General features: G+C 62.2%; 17 protein-coding genes. 5 read left to right on the top strand and 12 right to left on the bottom strand.

All coding sequences use genetic code 11. The features are described from left to right. The first annotated feature begins 142 nt into the window (after positions 1-142). Positions 143-1,813 (top strand): calcium-binding protein, encoded by a 1,671-nt coding sequence (locus ACE3PP_RS03215; RefSeq protein ID WP_374377877.1) that lies wholly within the window; start codon positions 143-145, stop codon positions 1,811-1,813. A 46-nt stretch (positions 1,814-1,859) separates the two neighbouring features. Here ACE3PP_RS03215 and gshB read toward each other — a convergent pair whose 3' ends face one another. The 5 genes from gshB to rsmI all read right to left on the bottom strand — a co-directional run bounded on the left by gshB (position 1,860) and on the right by rsmI (position 5,940). Next, a complete protein-coding gene (gene gshB, locus ACE3PP_RS03210) occupies positions 1,860-2,798 on the bottom strand; it encodes a glutathione synthase (protein WP_374377875.1) in 939 nt (312 codons plus the stop codon). A gap of 64 nt (positions 2,799-2,862) precedes the next feature. Then, on the bottom strand, positions 2,863-3,723 hold the full coding sequence (locus tag ACE3PP_RS03205; protein ID WP_374377873.1) for a SirB1 family protein: 861 nt from the start codon (positions 3,721-3,723) through the stop codon (positions 2,863-2,865). 21 nt (positions 3,724-3,744) lie between these two features. Beyond that, positions 3,745-4,611, bottom strand: a complete 867-nt coding sequence (locus ACE3PP_RS03200) for a BON domain-containing protein (protein WP_374377871.1) — start codon at positions 4,609-4,611, stop codon at positions 3,745-3,747. Positions 4,612-4,667: 56 nt separating this feature from the next. Next, positions 4,668-5,042: a YraN family protein gene (locus ACE3PP_RS03195; protein WP_374377869.1), complete on the bottom strand. Its 375-nt coding sequence runs from the start codon at positions 5,040-5,042 to the stop codon at positions 4,668-4,670. Then, entirely contained in the window at positions 5,035-5,940 is a 906-nt protein-coding gene (gene rsmI / locus ACE3PP_RS03190; RefSeq protein ID WP_374377867.1) for a 16S rRNA (cytidine(1402)-2'-O)-methyltransferase, read from the bottom strand. The genes ACE3PP_RS03195 and rsmI overlap by 8 nt, the downstream gene beginning before the upstream one ends. 32 nt (positions 5,941-5,972) lie before the next feature. Between rsmI and ACE3PP_RS03185 the strand changes: the two genes are divergently transcribed. Beyond that, on the top strand, positions 5,973-7,199 hold the full coding sequence (locus tag ACE3PP_RS03185; RefSeq protein ID WP_374377865.1) for a penicillin-binding protein activator: 1,227 nt from the start codon (positions 5,973-5,975) through the stop codon (positions 7,197-7,199). A 25-nt stretch (positions 7,200-7,224) separates the two neighbouring features. Here the strand turns inward: ACE3PP_RS03185 and hemW are convergent, their stop codons facing one another. The 7 genes from hemW to ACE3PP_RS03150 all read right to left on the bottom strand — a co-directional run bounded on the left by hemW (position 7,225) and on the right by ACE3PP_RS03150 (position 14,342). Beyond that, entirely contained in the window at positions 7,225-8,391 is a 1,167-nt protein-coding gene (gene hemW, locus ACE3PP_RS03180; protein ID WP_374378341.1) for a radical SAM family heme chaperone HemW, read from the bottom strand. A 176-nt stretch (positions 8,392-8,567) separates the two neighbouring features. Further along, entirely contained in the window at positions 8,568-10,622 is a 2,055-nt protein-coding gene (locus ACE3PP_RS03175) for an ASKHA domain-containing protein (protein WP_374377864.1), read from the bottom strand. 220 nt (positions 10,623-10,842) lie between these two features. Beyond that, a complete protein-coding gene (locus tag ACE3PP_RS03170) occupies positions 10,843-11,784 on the bottom strand; it encodes a methyltetrahydrofolate cobalamin methyltransferase (RefSeq protein ID WP_374377862.1) in 942 nt (313 codons plus the stop codon). Between the two features lie 36 nt (positions 11,785-11,820). Next, complete coding sequence (locus ACE3PP_RS03165; protein WP_374378339.1) at positions 11,821-12,828, bottom strand: methylenetetrahydrofolate reductase; 1,008 nt, start codon at positions 12,826-12,828, stop codon at positions 11,821-11,823. Continuing rightward, positions 12,828-13,385 carry a methylenetetrahydrofolate reductase C-terminal domain-containing protein gene (locus ACE3PP_RS03160; RefSeq protein ID WP_374377860.1) on the bottom strand — a complete coding sequence of 186 codons (558 nt, stop codon included), beginning with the start codon at positions 13,383-13,385 and terminating at the stop codon, positions 12,828-12,830. The genes ACE3PP_RS03165 and ACE3PP_RS03160 overlap by 1 nt, the downstream gene beginning before the upstream one ends. Positions 13,386-13,400: 15 nt before the next feature. Then, entirely contained in the window at positions 13,401-13,709 is a 309-nt protein-coding gene (locus ACE3PP_RS03155; protein ID WP_374377858.1) for a virulence factor, read from the bottom strand. A gap of 9 nt (positions 13,710-13,718) precedes the next feature. After that, on the bottom strand, positions 13,719-14,342 hold the full coding sequence (locus ACE3PP_RS03150; protein ID WP_374377856.1) for a DUF1638 domain-containing protein: 624 nt from the start codon (positions 14,340-14,342) through the stop codon (positions 13,719-13,721). 137 nt (positions 14,343-14,479) lie between these two features. Here ACE3PP_RS03150 and ACE3PP_RS03145 point away from each other — a divergent pair, with 137 nt between their 5' ends. The 3 genes from ACE3PP_RS03145 to ACE3PP_RS03135 all read left to right on the top strand — a co-directional run. Then, entirely contained in the window at positions 14,480-14,896 is a 417-nt protein-coding gene (locus ACE3PP_RS03145; RefSeq protein WP_374377854.1) for a hypothetical protein, read from the top strand. A 243-nt stretch (positions 14,897-15,139) separates the two neighbouring features. Then, complete coding sequence (locus ACE3PP_RS03140; RefSeq protein WP_374377852.1) at positions 15,140-16,495, top strand: protoglobin domain-containing protein; 1,356 nt, start codon at positions 15,140-15,142, stop codon at positions 16,493-16,495. 215 nt (positions 16,496-16,710) lie between these two features. Further along, positions 16,711-17,778 (top strand): MCP four helix bundle domain-containing protein (locus ACE3PP_RS03135; RefSeq protein WP_374377850.1); only part of this gene is annotated, 1,068 nt, incomplete at its 3' end.

Raw genomic sequence — 17,778 nt, 5'->3', positions numbered from 1 at the left:
TCCCACATTATCATCGGCAGGTTTCAGGAATTTTCTGAGCCGAATCAAGACTGACTTATTTTTTGCCCGGAAAAGCCCGTTTTTCCTACACTTCCCAGCGGTTCGGCGCCTTTTTGCAAACTGTCTTGGGGAGTTTCAAATCATGGCGATCATCAACGGCACGAACGCGCCGGAAGAAATCTATGGCACCGATGAGAACGACACGATCAACGGCTGGGCGGCGGCAAATCTGCCGGGTGACACTGGTCCGGCCGACGACAACGACACGATCTGGGGCTTTGCCGGCAATGACACGCTGAATGGCGGCAATGGCAATGATGCCCTGATCGGCGATATCGGACTCGATACATTGAGCGGCGGAAACGGCAACGATCTGCTGTGGGGCGGCGATGACAATGACTCGCTGCGCGGCGATGCCGGCGATGACCAGCTGAGCGGCGACAACGGCAATGACTATCTCTCGGGCGGGGCCGGCACCGACTATATCTGGGGCGGTGCGGGGGTCGATACGCTGAAGGGTGATGACGGCAACGACTTCCTTTATGCCGATGACGGCGATGATTTCGCCAATGGCGGCGCCGGCGACGATGATGTGCGCGGCGGCGACGGCAACGACACGCTCTCTGGCGGTCTTGGGAACGATCTGGTCATCGGCGGCGAAGGCAATGACAAGCTCAACGGCAATGAAGGCGACGACCATCTGTGGGGTGGAAACGGCATCGACCGGCTATACGGCGATGCGGGCAATGACGAGCTGAACGGCGAGGCCGCCAATGACCTGCTCTATGGCGGCGATGGAAACGATACCTTGTTCGGCGAGCTCGGCGACGATCAGCTCAATGGCGATGCCGGCAATGACGCGCTGGTGGGCGGGCTCGGCAACGACATCATCAAGGGCGGCGACGGTACCGACAATCTGTGGGGTGGTGACGGCAACGACACGCTGTCCGGCGATGGCGGTGACGATTTCATCGAATCCGGCAATGGCGATGACAATGCGAATGGCGGCGCCGGCAATGACAATCTGTCAGGCGAAGTGGGTAACGATATCCTGGCCGGTGGGACAGGCAACGATACGATGTGGGGCGGCGACGGTGCCGACCTGGTGAACGGCAATGAAGGCAATGACAGCATCATCGGCGATGCGGGCACTGACACGCTGCACGGCGATGATGGCGACGATACGCTGTGGGGCGGCAACGATATCGACAAGGTCTATGGCGATGCCGGCAACGATTGGCTGGAAGGCAATGACGGCAACGATCTGCTGGAAGGCGGCAGCGGCAACGACACGCTGTTGGGCGGGACCGGCAATGACAGCCTGGCCGGTGGTGACGGCGCCGACCAGCTGGTGGGTGAGGATGGCAACGACTCGCTTTCGGGCGGCAATGACGGCGACGTGCTGTGGGGTTCCGACGGCGACGACCGCATGTTCGGTGATGCCGGCGATGACGTGCTGATTGGCGGTGCCGGCAACGATGCGCTGGTCGGCGGGACCGGTGCCGACACGTTCGGCTTCGCACATGAATCAGGGATCGATACGATCAAGGATTTCAACGTCGCCGAGGATTCGATTGCATTCGACCGCGCCGCCTTCGGCATCGCCGACGATGCCGCGATCGAGGATTACCTGCTGTTCTCGGCCAGCAAGACCCTGCCCACCCCACCCGATGCGGGTCATGGCTACTTCCTGGTATCAACCGGAGCGGTCTGGTGGGATGCCGACGGCAGCGGGGCGGAGGCGGCCGTCGCGGTGACGCGCTTTGCCGTTGAGACGCCGGGGCTTACGGCAGCGAATTTCGAATTCGCGTGATGGAGCGGCCCCTCATCCCATATGCGTGGAATGAGGGGCCCTTCGCTCAGAGCTTTGCTTCGATGGCATCCCAGATCCGGTCTTCGAGACAGACACCGTCGAAGCGGTTGATCTGCTGCAGGCCCGTGGGTGAGGTGACGTTGATTTCAGTGAGATAGTCGCCGATGACGTCGATGCCGACGAAAATGAGGCCGCGACGTTTCAACTCCGGGCCGATAATTTCGCAGATTTCTTCCTCGCGCTTGGTCAGCGTCGATTTCACCGCCTGGCCACCGACATGCATGTTGGAGCGCGCCTCACCCTGCGCCGGAACACGGTTGATGGCGCCCACCGCCTTGCCGTCGATGAGGATGATGCGCTTGTCGCCCAAACGCACCTTGGGTTCGTAGCGCTGGATCTGGATGGGCTCGCGGTAGAATTGCGTGAACATCTCGAGCAGCGAAGCGAGGTTCTCATCATCGGGCTTCACATGAAAGACGCCGGCGCCGCCATTGCCGAAGAGTGGCTTCAGGATGATGTCCTTATGCTCGTCGCGAAAGGCGAGGATTTCACGCCGGTCGCTGGTGATGAGCGTCGGCGGCATCACGTTCTTGAATTCGGTGACGGAGAGCTTTTCCGGCGCATTGCGGACATGGGCCGGATCGTTGACGACCAGCGTTTCGGGGTGAATGCGCTCGAGGATATGCGTCGCCGTGATATAGGCCATGTCGAAGGGCGGGTCCTGGCGCATCAGGATGACGTCGAGGGTGGAGAGGTCGAGCACCTCCTCGGCGCCCAATGTCGCGTGATTGCCGCGTTCGCGGCGGAATTCGACCGGTCGCGCGCGCGCCGTCACCTTGCCGTCGCGCCAGGAGAGCTCGCGCGGATGATAGTGATAGAGCGTGTGGCCGCGCCGCTGCGCGGCAAGGCCCAGCACAAAACTGGAATCGCCGTCTATATCGATCGTTTCGACCGGGTCCATCTGGATGGCAACAGCAAGCGACATGTGAAATCCCACCTTGAAGATAGGCCGGCAGTTTAGCCGCCTGCCCCGGCGGCGCAAGCAGCACCTACTGCAGGCGTTGGTTGATATCCTGGAGGAGGCGCGCCACCTGATGGCGCTGGGAATCGTTGTCGGCAAGTTCCAGGAAGCGCGTCAAGGCGAGTTTCGCTGCCAACAGATTGCCGAGGCGCGACTGGATGAGGCCAGATTCGCGCCAGAGTGCGGCAACCTTGGGCGCCACCATCAACATGCGTTCAACGATCGTGGCGGCGCGCGGTAGATTGCCTTCCTGGATGAGACGCACCTTGATGTTGTTCTGGAGCCGCAACAGGATGTCGCGATTGCCGATGGCGGCATAATGGCCCGGCTGCAGTTCCGCAGCATCGCCCAAGGTGGTTTTTAGGCGCTGCCTGAGATCGCCGGTTTCGAGCACGCGGCCGCCATCGAAGGGATCGAGCATCGCCGCCTTGCCGTCATGAAACAGGCGGATGACGAAATGGCCGGGAAAATTGACGCCCTCGATCTGCCAGCCCTGGCTGCGGGCGGCATGGATGTAAAGAATGGCCAGTGCCACGGGGAGACCCTGGCGGCGGTCGATCACACGCATGAGATCAGCGTTCTGCAGGTCGTCATAATTCATGCGGTCGCCGCGATAGGCGTACTGGCCCGCCATCACATCGGCCAGCAGCCGGCAGCGCGCATCGAGTCCAGCCTGTCCACCTTCCTTGATCTCGGGCGCCGCAGATCCGACCAACATCGCCTCGGCAATGTTGGCCAGATGCATCTGGTAGGGATGGCGCGTCGATTCGGGCCGCTCGATCGCGGCGAGAGCCAAGGCCGCTTCGGCCAGATCGATATCGCCATCGGCCAGTGCACCGACCTTCACAAGGTCGGCCTCGATCGCGGCGCGGGCGTTCGCTTCGGTCATCGGCTTTGGGCCTTGGCGGCGTTACGGCTGAGAAGGCGGAACGTTCTTTTGCGACGCCGGTTGCGTCGATTTCGGCAGATCGCCGCCCGGCATGGCGCCGGCAGTATAGCTGATGGGCTGGGCCGAAACTTGCGTGGACGTAATGGGCGCGGACGAAATAGGTGCCGATGGCAGCGTGTTCGCGCTGCTGGCCACCACCGGTTCCGAGACCGGACCGGGCTGCTCGACGGGAGGCTTGGCCGGGATCGGTGGCAGCGGATCGCTCACCACACGCACATGGCTTACCACCGCGCGCACATAGGCGATGTCGCGGGCGTGGTCGATGACCCGCTGACGTTCGGCCTCGGTCTTGGCAACACCCATCAGGTAGATGGTCGAGCGGATGCAATCGATGCTGAAATTGTTGGCGCGGATCTGGCGGTCGGCCATCAGCTTCAGCTTCAGGCGGTTGATGAGGAAAGCGTCTTCCGAATAGTCGCCGAAATCGAGCGTTCGCCCGACCTTCATTTCGTTCATCACTTCGCGCACACCTTTCGACTGCCAGGCGATCTCGGTGGCGGCGAGGCGATCTTCGGGCTTGGGCACAAAGCCGGTAAGCAGGACGCGGCCTTCATGAACCTGCAGGCTGACATTCTTGAAAAGGACGGCATCCTTCTTGAACAGATGGTCGTTGATGCCGACCCAGATCAGATTGTCATCGACCCCGGTCACCAGCCCGCGTTCCTGGGTGGCAAGGTTGATGGTGGTGGCGGCGACACCCACGGCGGTCCCGACCGGCGAGCAGGCTGAGAGGGAAAACAGCAGGATTCCCCCGGCGGCCAGGCGCAACGGATGGTTCGAGACGAAACGCGCAACTTTGGCCAGGGCCGGTGTCATGGCGCGAATCATGCCTGAACTCCGACTCGACCTCAAGATATGTATTAACGACACCTGCTAACTGTTTGTTAGGCTTCAGGTCGCCAAGCATCCTTGAGATGGATGGGCCAACCCAGCTTGGCAAAGGCGACGACATCGCAGCGCAGGTCGAGGTGAGCCAATTCCGGCCGGGTCTTGAGATAATGTCCGAGTGATCTGATCAGTCTTTGCCGCTGCGGCGCCAGGACGGCCCCGCGCGCTGATGCGGCGTCGCCCCGGGTTTTCACCTCGACCAGGACTAGAAGATCGCCCTTTCGCGCCAGCACGTCGATCTCGCCGAGCTTCGATCGCCAGTTGCGCTCGAGGATGCGGTAGCCCTTGAGGCGCAAGAAAAGGACGGCGAGGCTCTCGGCGACATGCCCCTGCCGGCGCGCACGCGCCCCACGCCGACGACGATCAGCCATCGCCATCGTCGTCACTGGCTTGCTGTTTGAGTTCGAGCGCCCGCTGGTAGACGAGCCGCTTGGGCCGACCCGTCGCCGCCGCCACCGCCTCGGCCGCTTCCTTGACGCGCATGGCGCCCAGCGCCTTCAGCAGCGCGGCATCGAGATCGTCGCCCGTTGCCGGCGCCTCGGCCAAAGGTGGGCCGACGACGATGACGATCTCGCCCTTGGGTGGGCCAGCTTCGGCATAATGCTCATGGAGTTCGCGCAAGGTGCCACGCCGCACTTCCTCGAACATTTTCGTGAGTTCGCGCGCCACCGCCGCCGGCCGGTTGCCGAGAACGGCAAGAAGATCGTCGAGCGCCTGCACGAGGCGGGGCGCCGTCTCGAACAGGATGAGGCTGGCGCGCAGGGTCGCCACTTCCTCGAGCTCGGCGCGACGAGCGGCGGATTTCGGCGCCAGAAAGCCCAAAAAAAGGAACCGATCGGTGGGTAGCCCGGAGAGGATGAGCGCCATCAAAGGTGCCGAGGGGCCAGGAAGTGCCGTGACCTTCAGCCCCTGCTCGGCCGCCGCGCGCACCAGCTTGAAGCCGGGATCGGAAATGAGCGGCGTTCCGGCATCGGACACCAGAGCCACCCGCTCACCCGCCGCGACCCGTCCCAGCAGTTTCGGGCGCATCTCCTCGGCATTGTGGTCGTGGTAGGTGAGGAGCGGCTTCTTCAACCCCAGATGCTGCAGCAGGCGGATGGTGATCCGGCTGTCCTCGCAGGCAATCGCATCGGCCGATTTGAGATAGTCGGCAGCGCGCGGGCTGATATCGCCGAGATTGCCGATCGGTGTCGCCACCAGCCCCAATTCGCCCCGATCCGACCCTGGCCCCAGTTTACTTGCCGCGCTGCTATCGTTAGGCTTTGTCATCTCTTCTCAATCGTTTGACCGCCGGAGTAACCATGATCGACGAAGCTGCGAAAAAGCGCCCCCTCTCGTTCCTGGCGGGCGTCCTGATGTCGAGCTTCCTCGCCCTCACCCTTGGCGCCTGCGCGCCCAACGTAGCGCCCCCGCCCAAGGTTAGCCAGCCGGCCCCTGCCCCCGTCATCAACCCGCCCGTCGTGCAGGCGCCGAGCACGCCGGTCGTCCCCGCCGATACCGAGACCAAGGTCGGGCTGCTGCTGCCGCTTTCGGGTCCGCAGGCGAGCCTCGGCCGCTCGATGCTGCAGGCGGCCGAGATGGGCCTCTTCGATGTCGGCAATGACGATTTCAAGCTGACGGTACGCGACAGTGCGACACCCGGCGGCCCAGCCGCCGCATCGCGCGAGGTGCTGTCCGACAAAGCCGATATCGTGCTGGGCCCCCTCTTCGGCGCGGAACTGAAGCAGGCGGCAGGCCCGGTCGCAGCGGCGCGCGTGCCGATGGTGAGCTTCAGCAACGATTCCTCGCAGGCGCAGCCCGGCGTCTATGTGCTGGGCGTGACGCCGGAAAGCCAGATTGCCCGCGTTGTTTCCTATGCGGCGGGGCAAGGCCTGAAGCGTTTTGCCATCATGACCCCCAATTCCGCCTTTGGCCGGCTGGTTCTCGCCGCCTATCAGGAGCAGGTGGTGAAAGCGGGCGGTACGATCGCGCAGGTCACATTCTACGATCCGAAATCGCCGGACCTCACCATCCCCGTGCGCGAGATGGCCGATGCCTATAAGCGCAGCGGCTTCGACGCGCTGATGATCCCCGAGGGCGGGCAGAAGTTGCGCGCCTTTGCCGCCATGCTGCCAGCCTTCGAAATGCCGACGGGCCTGGTGCGCCTCCTCGGCACGGCACAATGGCAGGATCCGGCCATCGCCGCCGAGCCGGCCCTGGCCGGCGGCTGGTTCGCAGCACCGGCACCCGACCGGTTCCAGACCTTCGCCCAGCGCTATGCGAACCTCTATGGTGCCGCCCCTGATCCGCGCGCCGCCATCGTCTACGATGCGGTGACGCTCGCCGTGGCACTCGCCCAGTCGAAGGAAGGCGGCGACTTCTCGGCAGCGCGGATCACCGATCCGTCGGGCTTTGCCGGTGTCACGGGTGTCTTCCGCCTGACGGCCGATGGCAAAACCGAACGCGGCCTTGCCGTGCTCGAAGTGGGCGGTGGCACCTTCAACGTGAAGGACCCCGCCCCCACGACCTTCGCTGCCCTCATCAACTGAGGATCAGTATACGGGCGCCGTACCTTTAGCCGAGCAGCTCGGCGAGGACAGCGTCGAGCCGCTGGCGCCCGGCCTGGGTGGCCTTCAGCCAACCATCGCCGAGCTCAAGAAACCCGGCTTCGGTGAGACGCTTAACGCGCACGGGGTCGACGCAGTCGGCGAAAGTTCGGCCGCTTTCGGCTTCGAAGCGGGCAAGCGGTATCCCTTCGGCAAGGCGCAGCCCCATCATGGTGAGTTCGGCGATGCGGGCCTCGCGATCCACTTCGTCGAACTGGCGCGTGGCATGGCCCTGCGTCGCGACCATTTCCAGCCAGCGTTCCGGCGCGCGGTGCTGGCGCGTCGCCATTTTCCGATCCTCCAGCGTCAACCGACCATGCGCACCCGGTCCGATGCCCACGTAATCGCCATAACGCCAATAGGTGAGATTGTGGCGAGATTCGCTGCCCGGTTTCGCATAGTTTGAAATCTCGTAATCCGCCATGCCGGCATCGCCCAGGATATCGGCGGTGAGCTCGTAGAGCTCGGCCTGCACATCTTCGGACGGCAGTTCGAAATCGCCGCGCGCGTGAGATTGTTCGAAGACCGTTCCGGTCTCGATGGTCAGCTGATAGAGCGAGATGTGATCGGCGGCGAAAGTAAGCGCGCGCGTCAGTTCGGCCTGCCACTCTGCGACAGTCTGGCCGGGCCGCGCATAGATGAGGTCGAAGGTGAAGCGATCGAACGTCTCGGCAGCAAGGCCCAGAGCCTTCAGCCCTTCCGCCTGATTGTGCTGGCGGCCGAGGAATTTGAGATCAGCATCGTTGAGTGCCTGGATGCCCATCGAGATGCGGTTGATCCCCGCCGCGCGGAATTCCCTGAGCTTCCCCGTTTCGACCGAGGTCGGATTGGCTTCGAGCGTGATTTCAATGTCGTTCGCAATGCGCCAGGTCCGCGCCACGGCATCGATCACCGCTTCCGCCGTGCCTGGTTGCATCAGGGATGGCGTACCGCCGCCGAAGAAGATGCTGGTGACGGTGCGGCCCGGCACCATCGCCGCGAAGTGCGATAGCTCCTTGAGATAGCTTTCGCGCCACGCCTCTTCCTCGATCCGCTCCCGCACATGGGAGTTGAAATCGCAATAGGGGCATTTGGCCTTGCAGAAGGGCCAATGGATATAAATGCCGAAACCGCGGGGGTCGGAAATTGAGTTCATGCCGGCAAGGGAAGGCTTTCGGGTCCGCACGTCAAGATCGAACATTCTGCACGAACCCCCACCCCTCCCCCTGAAGGGAGAGGGAGTTAGAGCGAGGTGATGGAAGCAATCTCGGCCCAAAAGCCCTCTCCCTTCAGGGGGAGGGTTGGGTGGGGGCGGACTGAAAATTCAATCCACTATCCCCGGCGGCGGTTGCGGCGGCGGGCGCCGTCGCCTTCGCCGTCGGGTTGGGCGGCGATTTTCGGGGCCGGGAGGTTCACGGCCTTGGCGAGGTGCGGATAGGGATCGGTCTTGTGCGGCAGAGCCATCGCGCCGATGAAATGTTCCTGGAACTTGGCCTCGACCGCGGTTTCGATCTTTTCCACCTGTTTCACGACACGCGCGATTTCTTCGCGCGCCCCGCGATTGAGCAAGGCGATGCGGGCGCCCGTGCCGGCGGCATTGCCAGCCGACGTCACCTTGGCGAGGTCGCAATCCGGGATCATGCCCAGCACCATCGCGTATTTGACATCGATGTGGCTGCCGAAGGCACCAGCGAGCGTGATGCGGTCGACCTTCTCGACGCCGAGCTTGTCCATGAGGAGGCGCGCACCGGCATAGAGGGCGGCCTTCGCCAGCTGGATCGCGCGCACATCATTCTGCGTGATTTTGAGTTGCGGCTGGCCGTCATGGAGCAGATAGAGGAAAGTGCGTCCCTCGGCCTGGATGCGCGGGCTTTGCGCGGCCATAGCGCCGTCGATGACACCATCCTGGGTCAAGATGCCGGCAAGGAACATTTCCGCCAGCGCCTCGATGATGCCGGAACCGCAGATGCCGGTGACGCCGAACGCTTCCGTCTCCTTGGCGAAATCCGGATGATCGGACCAGAGGTCGCAGCCGATCACCTTGAAGCGCGGTTCCAACGTCGCGCGGTCGATGCGCACGCGCTCGATGGCGCCGGGGGCCGCGCGCTGGCCGCAGGAAATCTGTGCGCCCTCAAACGCCGGGCCGGTGGGCGACGATGCAGCCAGCAGGCGGTGCTTGTTGCCGAGCACGATTTCGGCATTGGTGCCGACATCGACGATGAGCGTCATCTCATCCGCCTCGTAAGGCGTTTCGGATAGGATGACACCTGCCGTATCGGCGCCGACATGGCCGGCGATGCAGGGCAGCACATAGATGCGCGCGTTGGGATGGACCTTGAGATCGATTTCGGATGCCCAGATCTGCACCGGCCCGTCGGTCGCCAGCGCAAAGGGCGCCCAGCCGAGCTCAATGGGGTTAATGCCGAGCAGCAGATGATGCATGATCGGATTGCCGACGAAGGTGCATTCCAGAATGTCGTTGACGGTGCAGCCCGCTTCCTTGGCGACGGCTTGCGCCAAATCGTTCAAGGCTTCACGCACCGCCTTGGTCATGTCGGCATCGCCGCCGGGATTCATCATGACATAGGAGACGCGGCTCATCAGATCTTCGCCGAAGCGGATCTGCGGGTTCATGAGGCCCGAGGAGGCAACGACATCGCCGGTCTGCAGGTCACAAAGATGCCCGGCGATGGTAGTCGAGCCGACATCGACGGCAAAGCCGTAGATCTTTTCCTGGAAGCCCGGCCAGACGGCGGTGATCTGCTTACCCTGATGGACGGCAACCGTCACCTTCCACTCGCCCTTGCGGAGCGCCTGCTGCAAGCCCTGGATGGCGCGCACGTCGCAATCGAGACCTTCGAGATTCCACTGCGCCTTCAATGCCTTTTCCAGGCGCTGCAGATCGCCGGTCGGGTCGTGCATGTCCGGTTCCTGCACCTCGACATAATGCAGGCGGATGACCGGATCGAGCGTGATGTCGCGCATCTCGGCGCGCTTCCTCACCACCTGCTTGTGCACCTGGCTGTCGGCCGGCACGTCGATGACAAGATCGCCGAGGAGCTGGGCCGAGCAGGAGAGGCGCCGCCCTGGCTTCAAGCCGCGCTTGTCCGCATAGCGCTGTTCGACACTGGAGAAGTCAGAAAGATGATGCGCGTCGGACGTGACGCCGAGCTTGGCGAACTCGCCTTCCGACACGACGACCTGGCAACGGCCACAGATGCCGCGTCCGCCGCACACGGAATCGATATCGACGCCCAGCTGGCGCGCTGCCGTCAAGATCGGCGTGCCCTTGGCGAAGTGCCCACGTTTGCCGGACGGCATGAAGACAAGCATCGCCTCGTCCTTGTTGCCGTTGGTTTCCGAAGCTGCCGCGCCGACATCCGCCATGATGGGAATTCCTGCAATGCTCGTATGGGTTTAAGCCGCCCTAAAATGCCAAACCCCATCCTCGGGCTCAAGGATGGGGAAGGTGAAGTTATCAGTCGCTCACCCCCCTCTCTAACTCTCCCCCTCAAGGGGGGAGAGAATTGGAACGAGGTTGTCTTTTCCACTCGGTCCAAACCCCCTCCCCCCTTGAGGGGGAGGGCCGGGGAGGGGGGCTTAGTTCTTACGCGTTCGCCGCTTCCGGGGTGGAGCTGCCGCCGCCACCGCCGCGACGGCCGGTGCGCTCGCGGCGACCACGGCCGCCGGCTTCGCCTTCCGGGGTCGGTTCGCGGAAGCGCTTGATCCAATGGGCGCAATGCGCGTCGGTACCCATGAGCACGTCAGCGCCCCAGATGCCGGTCATTTCTTCCATGTGCAGCGGATTCATGATCGCCGAGGTCATGCCGGCGCCGATCGCCATCGCCAGGAACGACTGGTTGAGGCCGTGGCGGTTCGGCAGGCCGAAGCTGATGTTCGAGGCGCCGCAGGTCGTGTTGACCTTCAATTCCTCGCGCAGGCGGCGGATCAGGCTGAAGGCCGACTTCCCCGCATTGCCCAAGGCACCGATCGGCATGACCAGCGGATCGACCACGATATCCTTGTAGGGGATGCCGTAATCGGCAGCACGCTGCACGATCTTCTTGGCCACTTCGAAGCGCACGTCCGGATCCTCGGAGATGCCGGTCTCGTCATTCGAGATGGCGACGACGGCGGCCCCGTACTTCTTCACCAGCGGCAGCACCACTTCGAGGCGCTCTTCCTCACCCGTGACCGAATTGACCAGCGCCTTCCCCTTGTAGACGGCAAGGCCGGCTTCGAGGGCGGCGACGATCGAGCTGTCGATCGAGAGCGGCGTATCGGTCAGCGACTGCACCAGCTGGATCGCTTCGGCCAGAATGCGCGGTTCGTCGGCCATCGGGATGCCGGCGTTGACGTCGAGCATATGCGCACCGGCTTCAACCTGGGCCAGAGCATCCGACTTCACGCGGCTGTAATCGCCGGCGGCCATTTCGGCGGCCAACAGCTTGCGGCCGGTCGGGTTGATACGCTCGCCGATCACGCAGAAGGGACGATCGAAGCCGATCACGATTTCCTTGGTGGCCGAGCTGACGACGGTATCAGTCATAACGGGTAGTCCTTTCTAGAGAAGCAATGTTGTTGGCTATGCTACGACGCTGACCGGCTCGGCTGGCCTGGGTGCGCGTTGCGGCTGGCGATTCTTCATCACGCCCGAAGCGTGGATGATGTCGTTGACGAATTCTTCCTGGCGATAGGCCATGACATGGACGCCGGCCACGCCCTCGATCTCCTTGATCTCCTGAATGAGGTCGATAGCGAGCTGCTTGCCTTCCGCCTTCTCGTTCTTCGACTTTTCCATCCGTTCGATCACGGCATCGGGAATATGGACGCCGGGCACATTGGAGCGCATCCAGCGGGCGGTCTTCGACGAGGGCAAAGGACCGACGCCGATCAGGAAGAACGCCTTTTCATGCAGGCCCTGCTCGCGCACCTGGTCCATGAACTTCCGCAGCATCGGCACGTCATAGCAATATTGCGTCTGGATGAACTGGGCGCCCGCGGCGATCTTCTTGCCGATATGGATGGCACGCTGGGCCACCGGCGGAACGAAGGGGTTGGCGGCACCGCCGAGGAAAACCCGCGGCGGCACGGTGATCTTGCGGCCCGACAGGAACTTCCCTTCGTCGCGCATGCCGCGGATGCAGCGGAGCAGCGAGGTCGAATCGAAATCGAAGACGGGCTTGGCTTCCGGCTGGTCGCCGGCCTGCACACCGTCGCCGGTCAGGCAGAGGATGTTCTGGACACCCATCGCCGCCGCCCCCAGCACATCGCCCTGGATGGCGATCCGGTTCCGGTCGCGGCAAGATATCTGCATGATGACGGCATAGCCGGCACGGGTCAGCAGCGAGCAGATGCCGACCGAGGACATGTGGCAATTGGCGCCCGAGGCATCGGTCGCGTTGATCGCATCGCACACTTCGGACAAGACCAGGGCGCGGTCATAGACGTCGCGCGGATCGGCCGAGTCCGGCGGATTGAGTTCGGCTGTCACGGCAAACTTGCCGGCGCGCAGGATGCGCTCCAGGCGGCCGCCGGAGGAATGGCCGGGAAGGTGCGGGAGCGGTGCGGCGGGATCGATCTGCGGGTCCATCACGCGGCCTTTCCTTCACCGGGGGCAGCGGGCTTGGCAGCGGCTGCCGGCGCCGCGGCATCGGGCTTTTTCGCGACCGGCTTCTTGGGCGGCGGCGGGGCGAACTCGCCCACCTTCTTTTCCATGCGCACGACGCGGAGCCAGGAAGAGCGGCCCTTGATCTTGTTGTCGACCTGGAGCTGCACGTCCTTGATTTTGGAGAGGTCGCCCATGTTCTCAGCGCCCGCCCAGCCCTGGACCCAGACGCACTTCATCTCGGGCTTCACTTCGCAATGGCCGTTGGGGCGAACGCCGCCGCAAGGACCGTTACGCAAGGTCTTGGGGCAGTTCATCGGGCAGGACATGCCGGTCGACGAAAGCGCGCACTGGCCGCACATCTGGCAATCGAAGAGAAAACCCTTGGTGGCTTTTTCCATCACCTGGAATGGGCGCTCGACCTTGTCGTAGCCGATCTTGTTCCACACCGGGTGCAGGGCCACAATGACGCGCTCGAACGCCTTGTAGAAGCGGTTGAGGCCCTTTGCGTGGCGCACCGACCAGAGGCGCACTGCGTACATGAGCTCTGCTCCCCTTTACGCTTTGGCGGCGGCGACGCCGCCCGCTTCGACGAGTTCCTTGAGCTTCTCTTCCGGATAGGCGGCTTCGAGCGCCGCCGCAGCCTTCGTTACCTCGGCTTCGAGATCGTCACTGACCTCGACCGGCGCGGCGCGGCGCCATTCGGCGAGGTACGAATCGGTGTCGCGCAGATTTGCGCGCATGGCAGCGCGGTCGATCGCCTTTTCAAAGCGCTCGTCGAGTTGGCGTTTGGCGCTGTCGCGCCCCTTCTTGACGATGACCTGGGCCGGAATGTCGCGCCAGTAAACGGTGACCAATTGCGCCATGATCTCTATTCAATCCTGTTGTTGCGAAGCGGCCGCCAGCTTCATGAAGGTGGCCATCTCACCGTAACCCGTAAAACGACGCTCGAAGGTCAACCCCAAGCGCGCCGCCGCTTTTTCCGCCCGTTCGGTCAGCGCCGGATCGTCGATCTGTGCCAGATAGACGAGGCGCCGGTAGTGCCCGAAATAGGCATCGCGCAATTCCGGATGGCGATCGAGGCCCATACCCTGCCAGATCAGCCGATCGAAATGGCGCGCAATATAGTCGGTCAGAAAGAAGGTCCCCAGTTCCTCTTCCATCATTTCTTCGAAGGCCTGGTGGCCGGCGAAGAAATCATAGCAATGGGGCCCGTCTATCCGTTCGACCTCTTCCTCCTTCAACACCGCGTCAAGCGCGCCGCCCGTCCCGCAATCCCCATAGAGCACGAAGATCTTGGCGTAGCGCTTCTTGCCCCAGCGGATCTTCGCCCTGACGCCCGCCGGGATCTTCTCCGGCCGGTTATGCCAGATCGCTGGGAGACAAGTGATCGCCAATTGCGCGTCCGACCAGCCATTGGCGGCTCGCACGGCCAGGAATTCCCTGGCAAGCGCGCCGCAGGCAATGATCAAACAACCGCTCTTGGCTCCATCCGACATTCCCACTCCAACAATCGGCCTATTGCTAGGCGCTCCACCCACCCGTGGCTGCAATTGGTGCGACTGCAGTTAGTCGATTAACGACTAGGCGTCATGTCGCAAACTGAACTTTTCTCACTTCCAGGTGAGGATCGGTCATGGAAAACGATGCCAAGGCACCATTTAACGCAAACAATATTTCTTTACGCTACGACACTAAAAATCCATCACCCCAAAGTCGCGGGCCTTGCGGGCAGCCGCGGTCCCGTTGCGGGTACCCGGCAAGCGGGGATCCGGTGAGCCTGGACATTGGCGGTCGCTTCCGTGATGCCGAGGCGATCGCCGAGTTCCTGGCTGGTTGCCTCTTCGACGAGTTCGGCCAGGGCATCGCGATAATCACCCCATGCGGGTGGGCGGGTTCGGCAAGCCCAGAGCGGCTTCGTCCGGTGTCGGCATCAGCGGCAACTGAGGCAAGACGAAGCGATGCCGGCGAAAGCGAATGGCAGCACCGGCAGCAATCGGTCGCACTCGACACCACGCGAGACGAACGCGATAGCCGAGATGCGGATCGATGACGATCTCGCCCAAGGAGAATTGGTCGTAGCGCAGCAGTGCCGACTTGCCGCGCTGACGTCGGTTTCACAACGCTCATCCGAATTAAATCAGCCAACTTGTGCCTATATTCATGAGTTAGGAATTACCGCTGATTTTCTCGTAATGATATTTTCAGTATTCTTATGGAACCTAAGTAAGAGAGGCATGCTTCTCGCTCGTGCTGCTCGCAAAAACTTCACGAATTCATCAGGCAGGTTTGGCACATGCAGACGACACAGCAGAATTTGCACATTCAGGAACGTCTTGCGTTTTCCGGTATCGACCAAAATGTCCTAAAAGTTATTGCTGGCTTCCGAGCGGAGATCGAAGCGGTACTGCCGGATGCCATCGCCGAATTCTATCGCTATCTCGGCGATTGGCCGAACCTCACTGGTATGTTCAGCGATAGCAAGCGCATGGAATATGCGCGCTCTGCACAGGCCGCGCATTGGAAGCGACTGTTCTCCGGTCAGCTCGACGAAACCTATTTCCAATCTGCGCTGAAGATCGGCCTGGTGCATGCCAGGATCGGCTTGGAGCCGCGCTGGTACATCGCCGCCTACTACCGCACCCTTTCGCATTTGATCAGGCACGCCGTCGTTGCCTGCTACTCCCGCGTCCACGCACATCGTGCAAGCGTGCAGATTGGCGATGTCGTCTCGGCGATGACACAGCTTGCCATGCTGGACATGGATATTGCCGTCTCGGCTTATTTCGAGGAATTGCAGGCCCGCCATGCCAAGGAATTGCAGCGTATCGGCGAGGAGTTCCGCACCAAGGTCGGCGGTGTGGTCGGTGCCTTGAAGACAGTCTCGGCACATCTGCAATCCGGTTCCAGTGAATTGCTGAATTCATCGCATTCGGCCGCCGCCGACGCGCAGGCCGTTTCCGAAGCGTCGCGCATCACGGCCGAAAATGTCGAGAGCGTCGCTGCTGCCGCCGAAGAATTGACGGCAGCCATCAACGAGATCCAACGCCAGACCGCCAGCGCCAGCACCATCGCCCATCAGGCGGTGAGCGAGGCGAACAGTTCGAACGAGTCAGTGAGCACGCTCGAACAGGCAGCAAACCATATCGGCAATGTCGTGAAGCTTATCGACGATATCGCCGGTCACACCAATCTGCTGGCGCTCAACGCCACCATCGAGGCCGCCCGCGCAGGGGATGCTGGGCGCGGATTCCAGATCGTCGCCGCCGAGGTCAAAGGGCTCTCTCGCCAGACCGCGGACGCCACCAATCAGATATCGGGCGAGATCAAGGCGATGCAATCGGCGACCGGGCAATCGGCCAGCGCCATCCACACAATCGCCAGCACCATCAGCCGCATCAGCGACACCACGACGGCTATCGCGGCCGCAGTCGAACAACAAGGTGCCGCCACGACCGAGATCGCCCGCAGCGTCGAGACCGTCTCGCAAAGCACCAGCGCCGTCAACAACCGCATTGCGGCGGTCGCTTCGTCGATCAGCGTCGCCAATCGCATCGCCGACAGCGTGTCACATGAAATCGCCGACCTGATGGCACAGACATCGGCACTTGAGCGTGAAGTCGAAGAATTCCTGAAGAGTCTTGCGCGCTGATCGGAGGCGCGTGGCAGGCAGCAAGGACCAATACCCTAGAGTCAGCAACGAATTCCGCGCTCTGCGAATTCTTTCCCTATACGAAAGGATAGAATCGAATTCTTTCGTTTATGCAGATCGGATTTGAACCTTTGTTAATGTTCACACCGCACGTTGCATGAAAGTCCCGCTCGTCGTCGGGGAAAATCTTGCCTTTGGCCAACAGGAGCTACAACGTGAAGAACCTTCGCATCGCCGTGAAAATATCCATCGCGGTCGGCATCCTCTTGGTTGGCCTCCTCTCTATTGGCGTTCTCTCCATCTATAATCTCGGCATCGTCAACGATCAGTCGACGGAAATCACGGTCAACTGGCTGCCAAGCGTCGACATCGTCAACCGCTTGAACACCAACACGTCCGACCTGCGTATCGCCCAAGGAACGCACATCATGTCGACGACGGAAGAGGAAATGGGCAAGGCTGAGAAGGATATCAACCAAACCAACCAGACAATCGCTGAGAACCGCAAGATCTATGAAGCGCTGATTTCAAGCGAAGAAGAGCGACAGATTTACAATACGTTCGGCGAACAATGGGGCAGTTACCTGGCACTGAGCGATAAGGTTCTGGAACTGTCACGCAAGAACGCGAATGAAGAGGCATCTGCCCTGTTCAAAGGCGAGGCACGTCAGCATTACGACGAAGCATCCGCCACTCTGCTTCAGCTCGTCGATCTGAACAGGAAGGGCGCAAGCGACGCGAGCGCCACGGGGGACACCATCTATGCACAGTCGCGGACGATCATCGTTTCGACCCTCATCGTGATCATGGTCGTGAGCGTCGGAGTCAGCATCTTGCTGGTACGCAGCATCAGCCGGCCCGCCACAGCGATTGCCAGTGTGCTGCAGACCATGTCGACCGGCAATCTGGACATCACTGTGCCGGAGACCGATCGCGGCGACGAGATGGGTGACATCGCCAAGGCGAGCCTCGTCTTCCAGGAAGGTATGATCAAGGCCCGCAAGCTGGATCAGGAAGCCAAACAAGAGGCCGAGCGGCAGGCGGAACGCGGCCGGCAGATGGAACAGGCCGTGTCGGCCTTTGAAACCGTGATCACGGAAGTCGTTGCCGTGGTGAGTTCGGCTGCCACCGAATTGCAGGCAACGGCGCAGACCCTGTCGGCAACGGCCGAGGAGACGGCGCAGCAATCGACGGCAGTTGCCGCCGCCACCGAGGAAATGTCGCAGAATGTGCAAACGGTGGCTTCGGCAACCGAGGAGCTTTCGGCTTCGATCAGCGAGATT

The organism is Dongia sp. (assembly GCF_041910485.1).
Lineage (GTDB): Bacteria > Pseudomonadota > Alphaproteobacteria > Dongiales > Dongiaceae > Dongia.
This window is presented reverse-complemented; position numbering and strand designations above follow the sequence as displayed.

Bases quoted from the DNA above. Each gene is read 5' to 3' on its own strand.
- ACE3PP_RS03155 (WP_374377858.1), bottom strand. From the start codon at position 13,709: ATGGCGCAATTGGTCACCGTTTACTGGCGCGACATTCCGGCCCAGGTC.
- ACE3PP_RS03140 (WP_374377852.1), top strand. From the start codon at position 15,140: ATGCAGACGACACAGCAGAATTTGCACATTCAGGAACGTCTTGCGTTT.
- ACE3PP_RS03195 (WP_374377869.1), bottom strand. From the start codon at position 5,042: ATGGCTGATCGTCGTCGGCGTGGGGCGCGTGCGCGCCGGCAGGGGCAT.
- ACE3PP_RS03175 (WP_374377864.1), bottom strand. From the start codon at position 10,622: ATGGCGGATGTCGGCGCGGCAGCTTCGGAAACCAACGGCAACAAGGAC.
- rsmI (WP_374377867.1), bottom strand. From the start codon at position 5,940: ATGACAAAGCCTAACGATAGCAGCGCGGCAAGTAAACTGGGGCCAGGG.
- ACE3PP_RS03150 (WP_374377856.1), bottom strand. From the start codon at position 14,342: ATGTCGGATGGAGCCAAGAGCGGTTGTTTGATCATTGCCTGCGGCGCG.
- ACE3PP_RS03200 (WP_374377871.1), bottom strand. From the start codon at position 4,611: ATGATTCGCGCCATGACACCGGCCCTGGCCAAAGTTGCGCGTTTCGTC.
- hemW (WP_374378341.1), bottom strand. From the start codon at position 8,391: ATGAACTCAATTTCCGACCCCCGCGGTTTCGGCATTTATATCCATTGG.
- ACE3PP_RS03170 (WP_374377862.1), bottom strand. From the start codon at position 11,784: ATGACTGATACCGTCGTCAGCTCGGCCACCAAGGAAATCGTGATCGGC.
- gshB (WP_374377875.1), bottom strand. From the start codon at position 2,798: ATGTCGCTTGCTGTTGCCATCCAGATGGACCCGGTCGAAACGATCGAT.
- ACE3PP_RS03185 (WP_374377865.1), top strand. From the start codon at position 5,973: ATGATCGACGAAGCTGCGAAAAAGCGCCCCCTCTCGTTCCTGGCGGGC.
- ACE3PP_RS03215 (WP_374377877.1), top strand. From the start codon at position 143: ATGGCGATCATCAACGGCACGAACGCGCCGGAAGAAATCTATGGCACC.
- ACE3PP_RS03145 (WP_374377854.1), top strand. From the start codon at position 14,480: ATGGAAAACGATGCCAAGGCACCATTTAACGCAAACAATATTTCTTTA.
- ACE3PP_RS03205 (WP_374377873.1), bottom strand. From the start codon at position 3,723: ATGACCGAAGCGAACGCCCGCGCCGCGATCGAGGCCGACCTTGTGAAG.
- ACE3PP_RS03160 (WP_374377860.1), bottom strand. From the start codon at position 13,385: ATGTACGCAGTGCGCCTCTGGTCGGTGCGCCACGCAAAGGGCCTCAAC.
- ACE3PP_RS03165 (WP_374378339.1), bottom strand. From the start codon at position 12,828: ATGGACCCGCAGATCGATCCCGCCGCACCGCTCCCGCACCTTCCCGGC.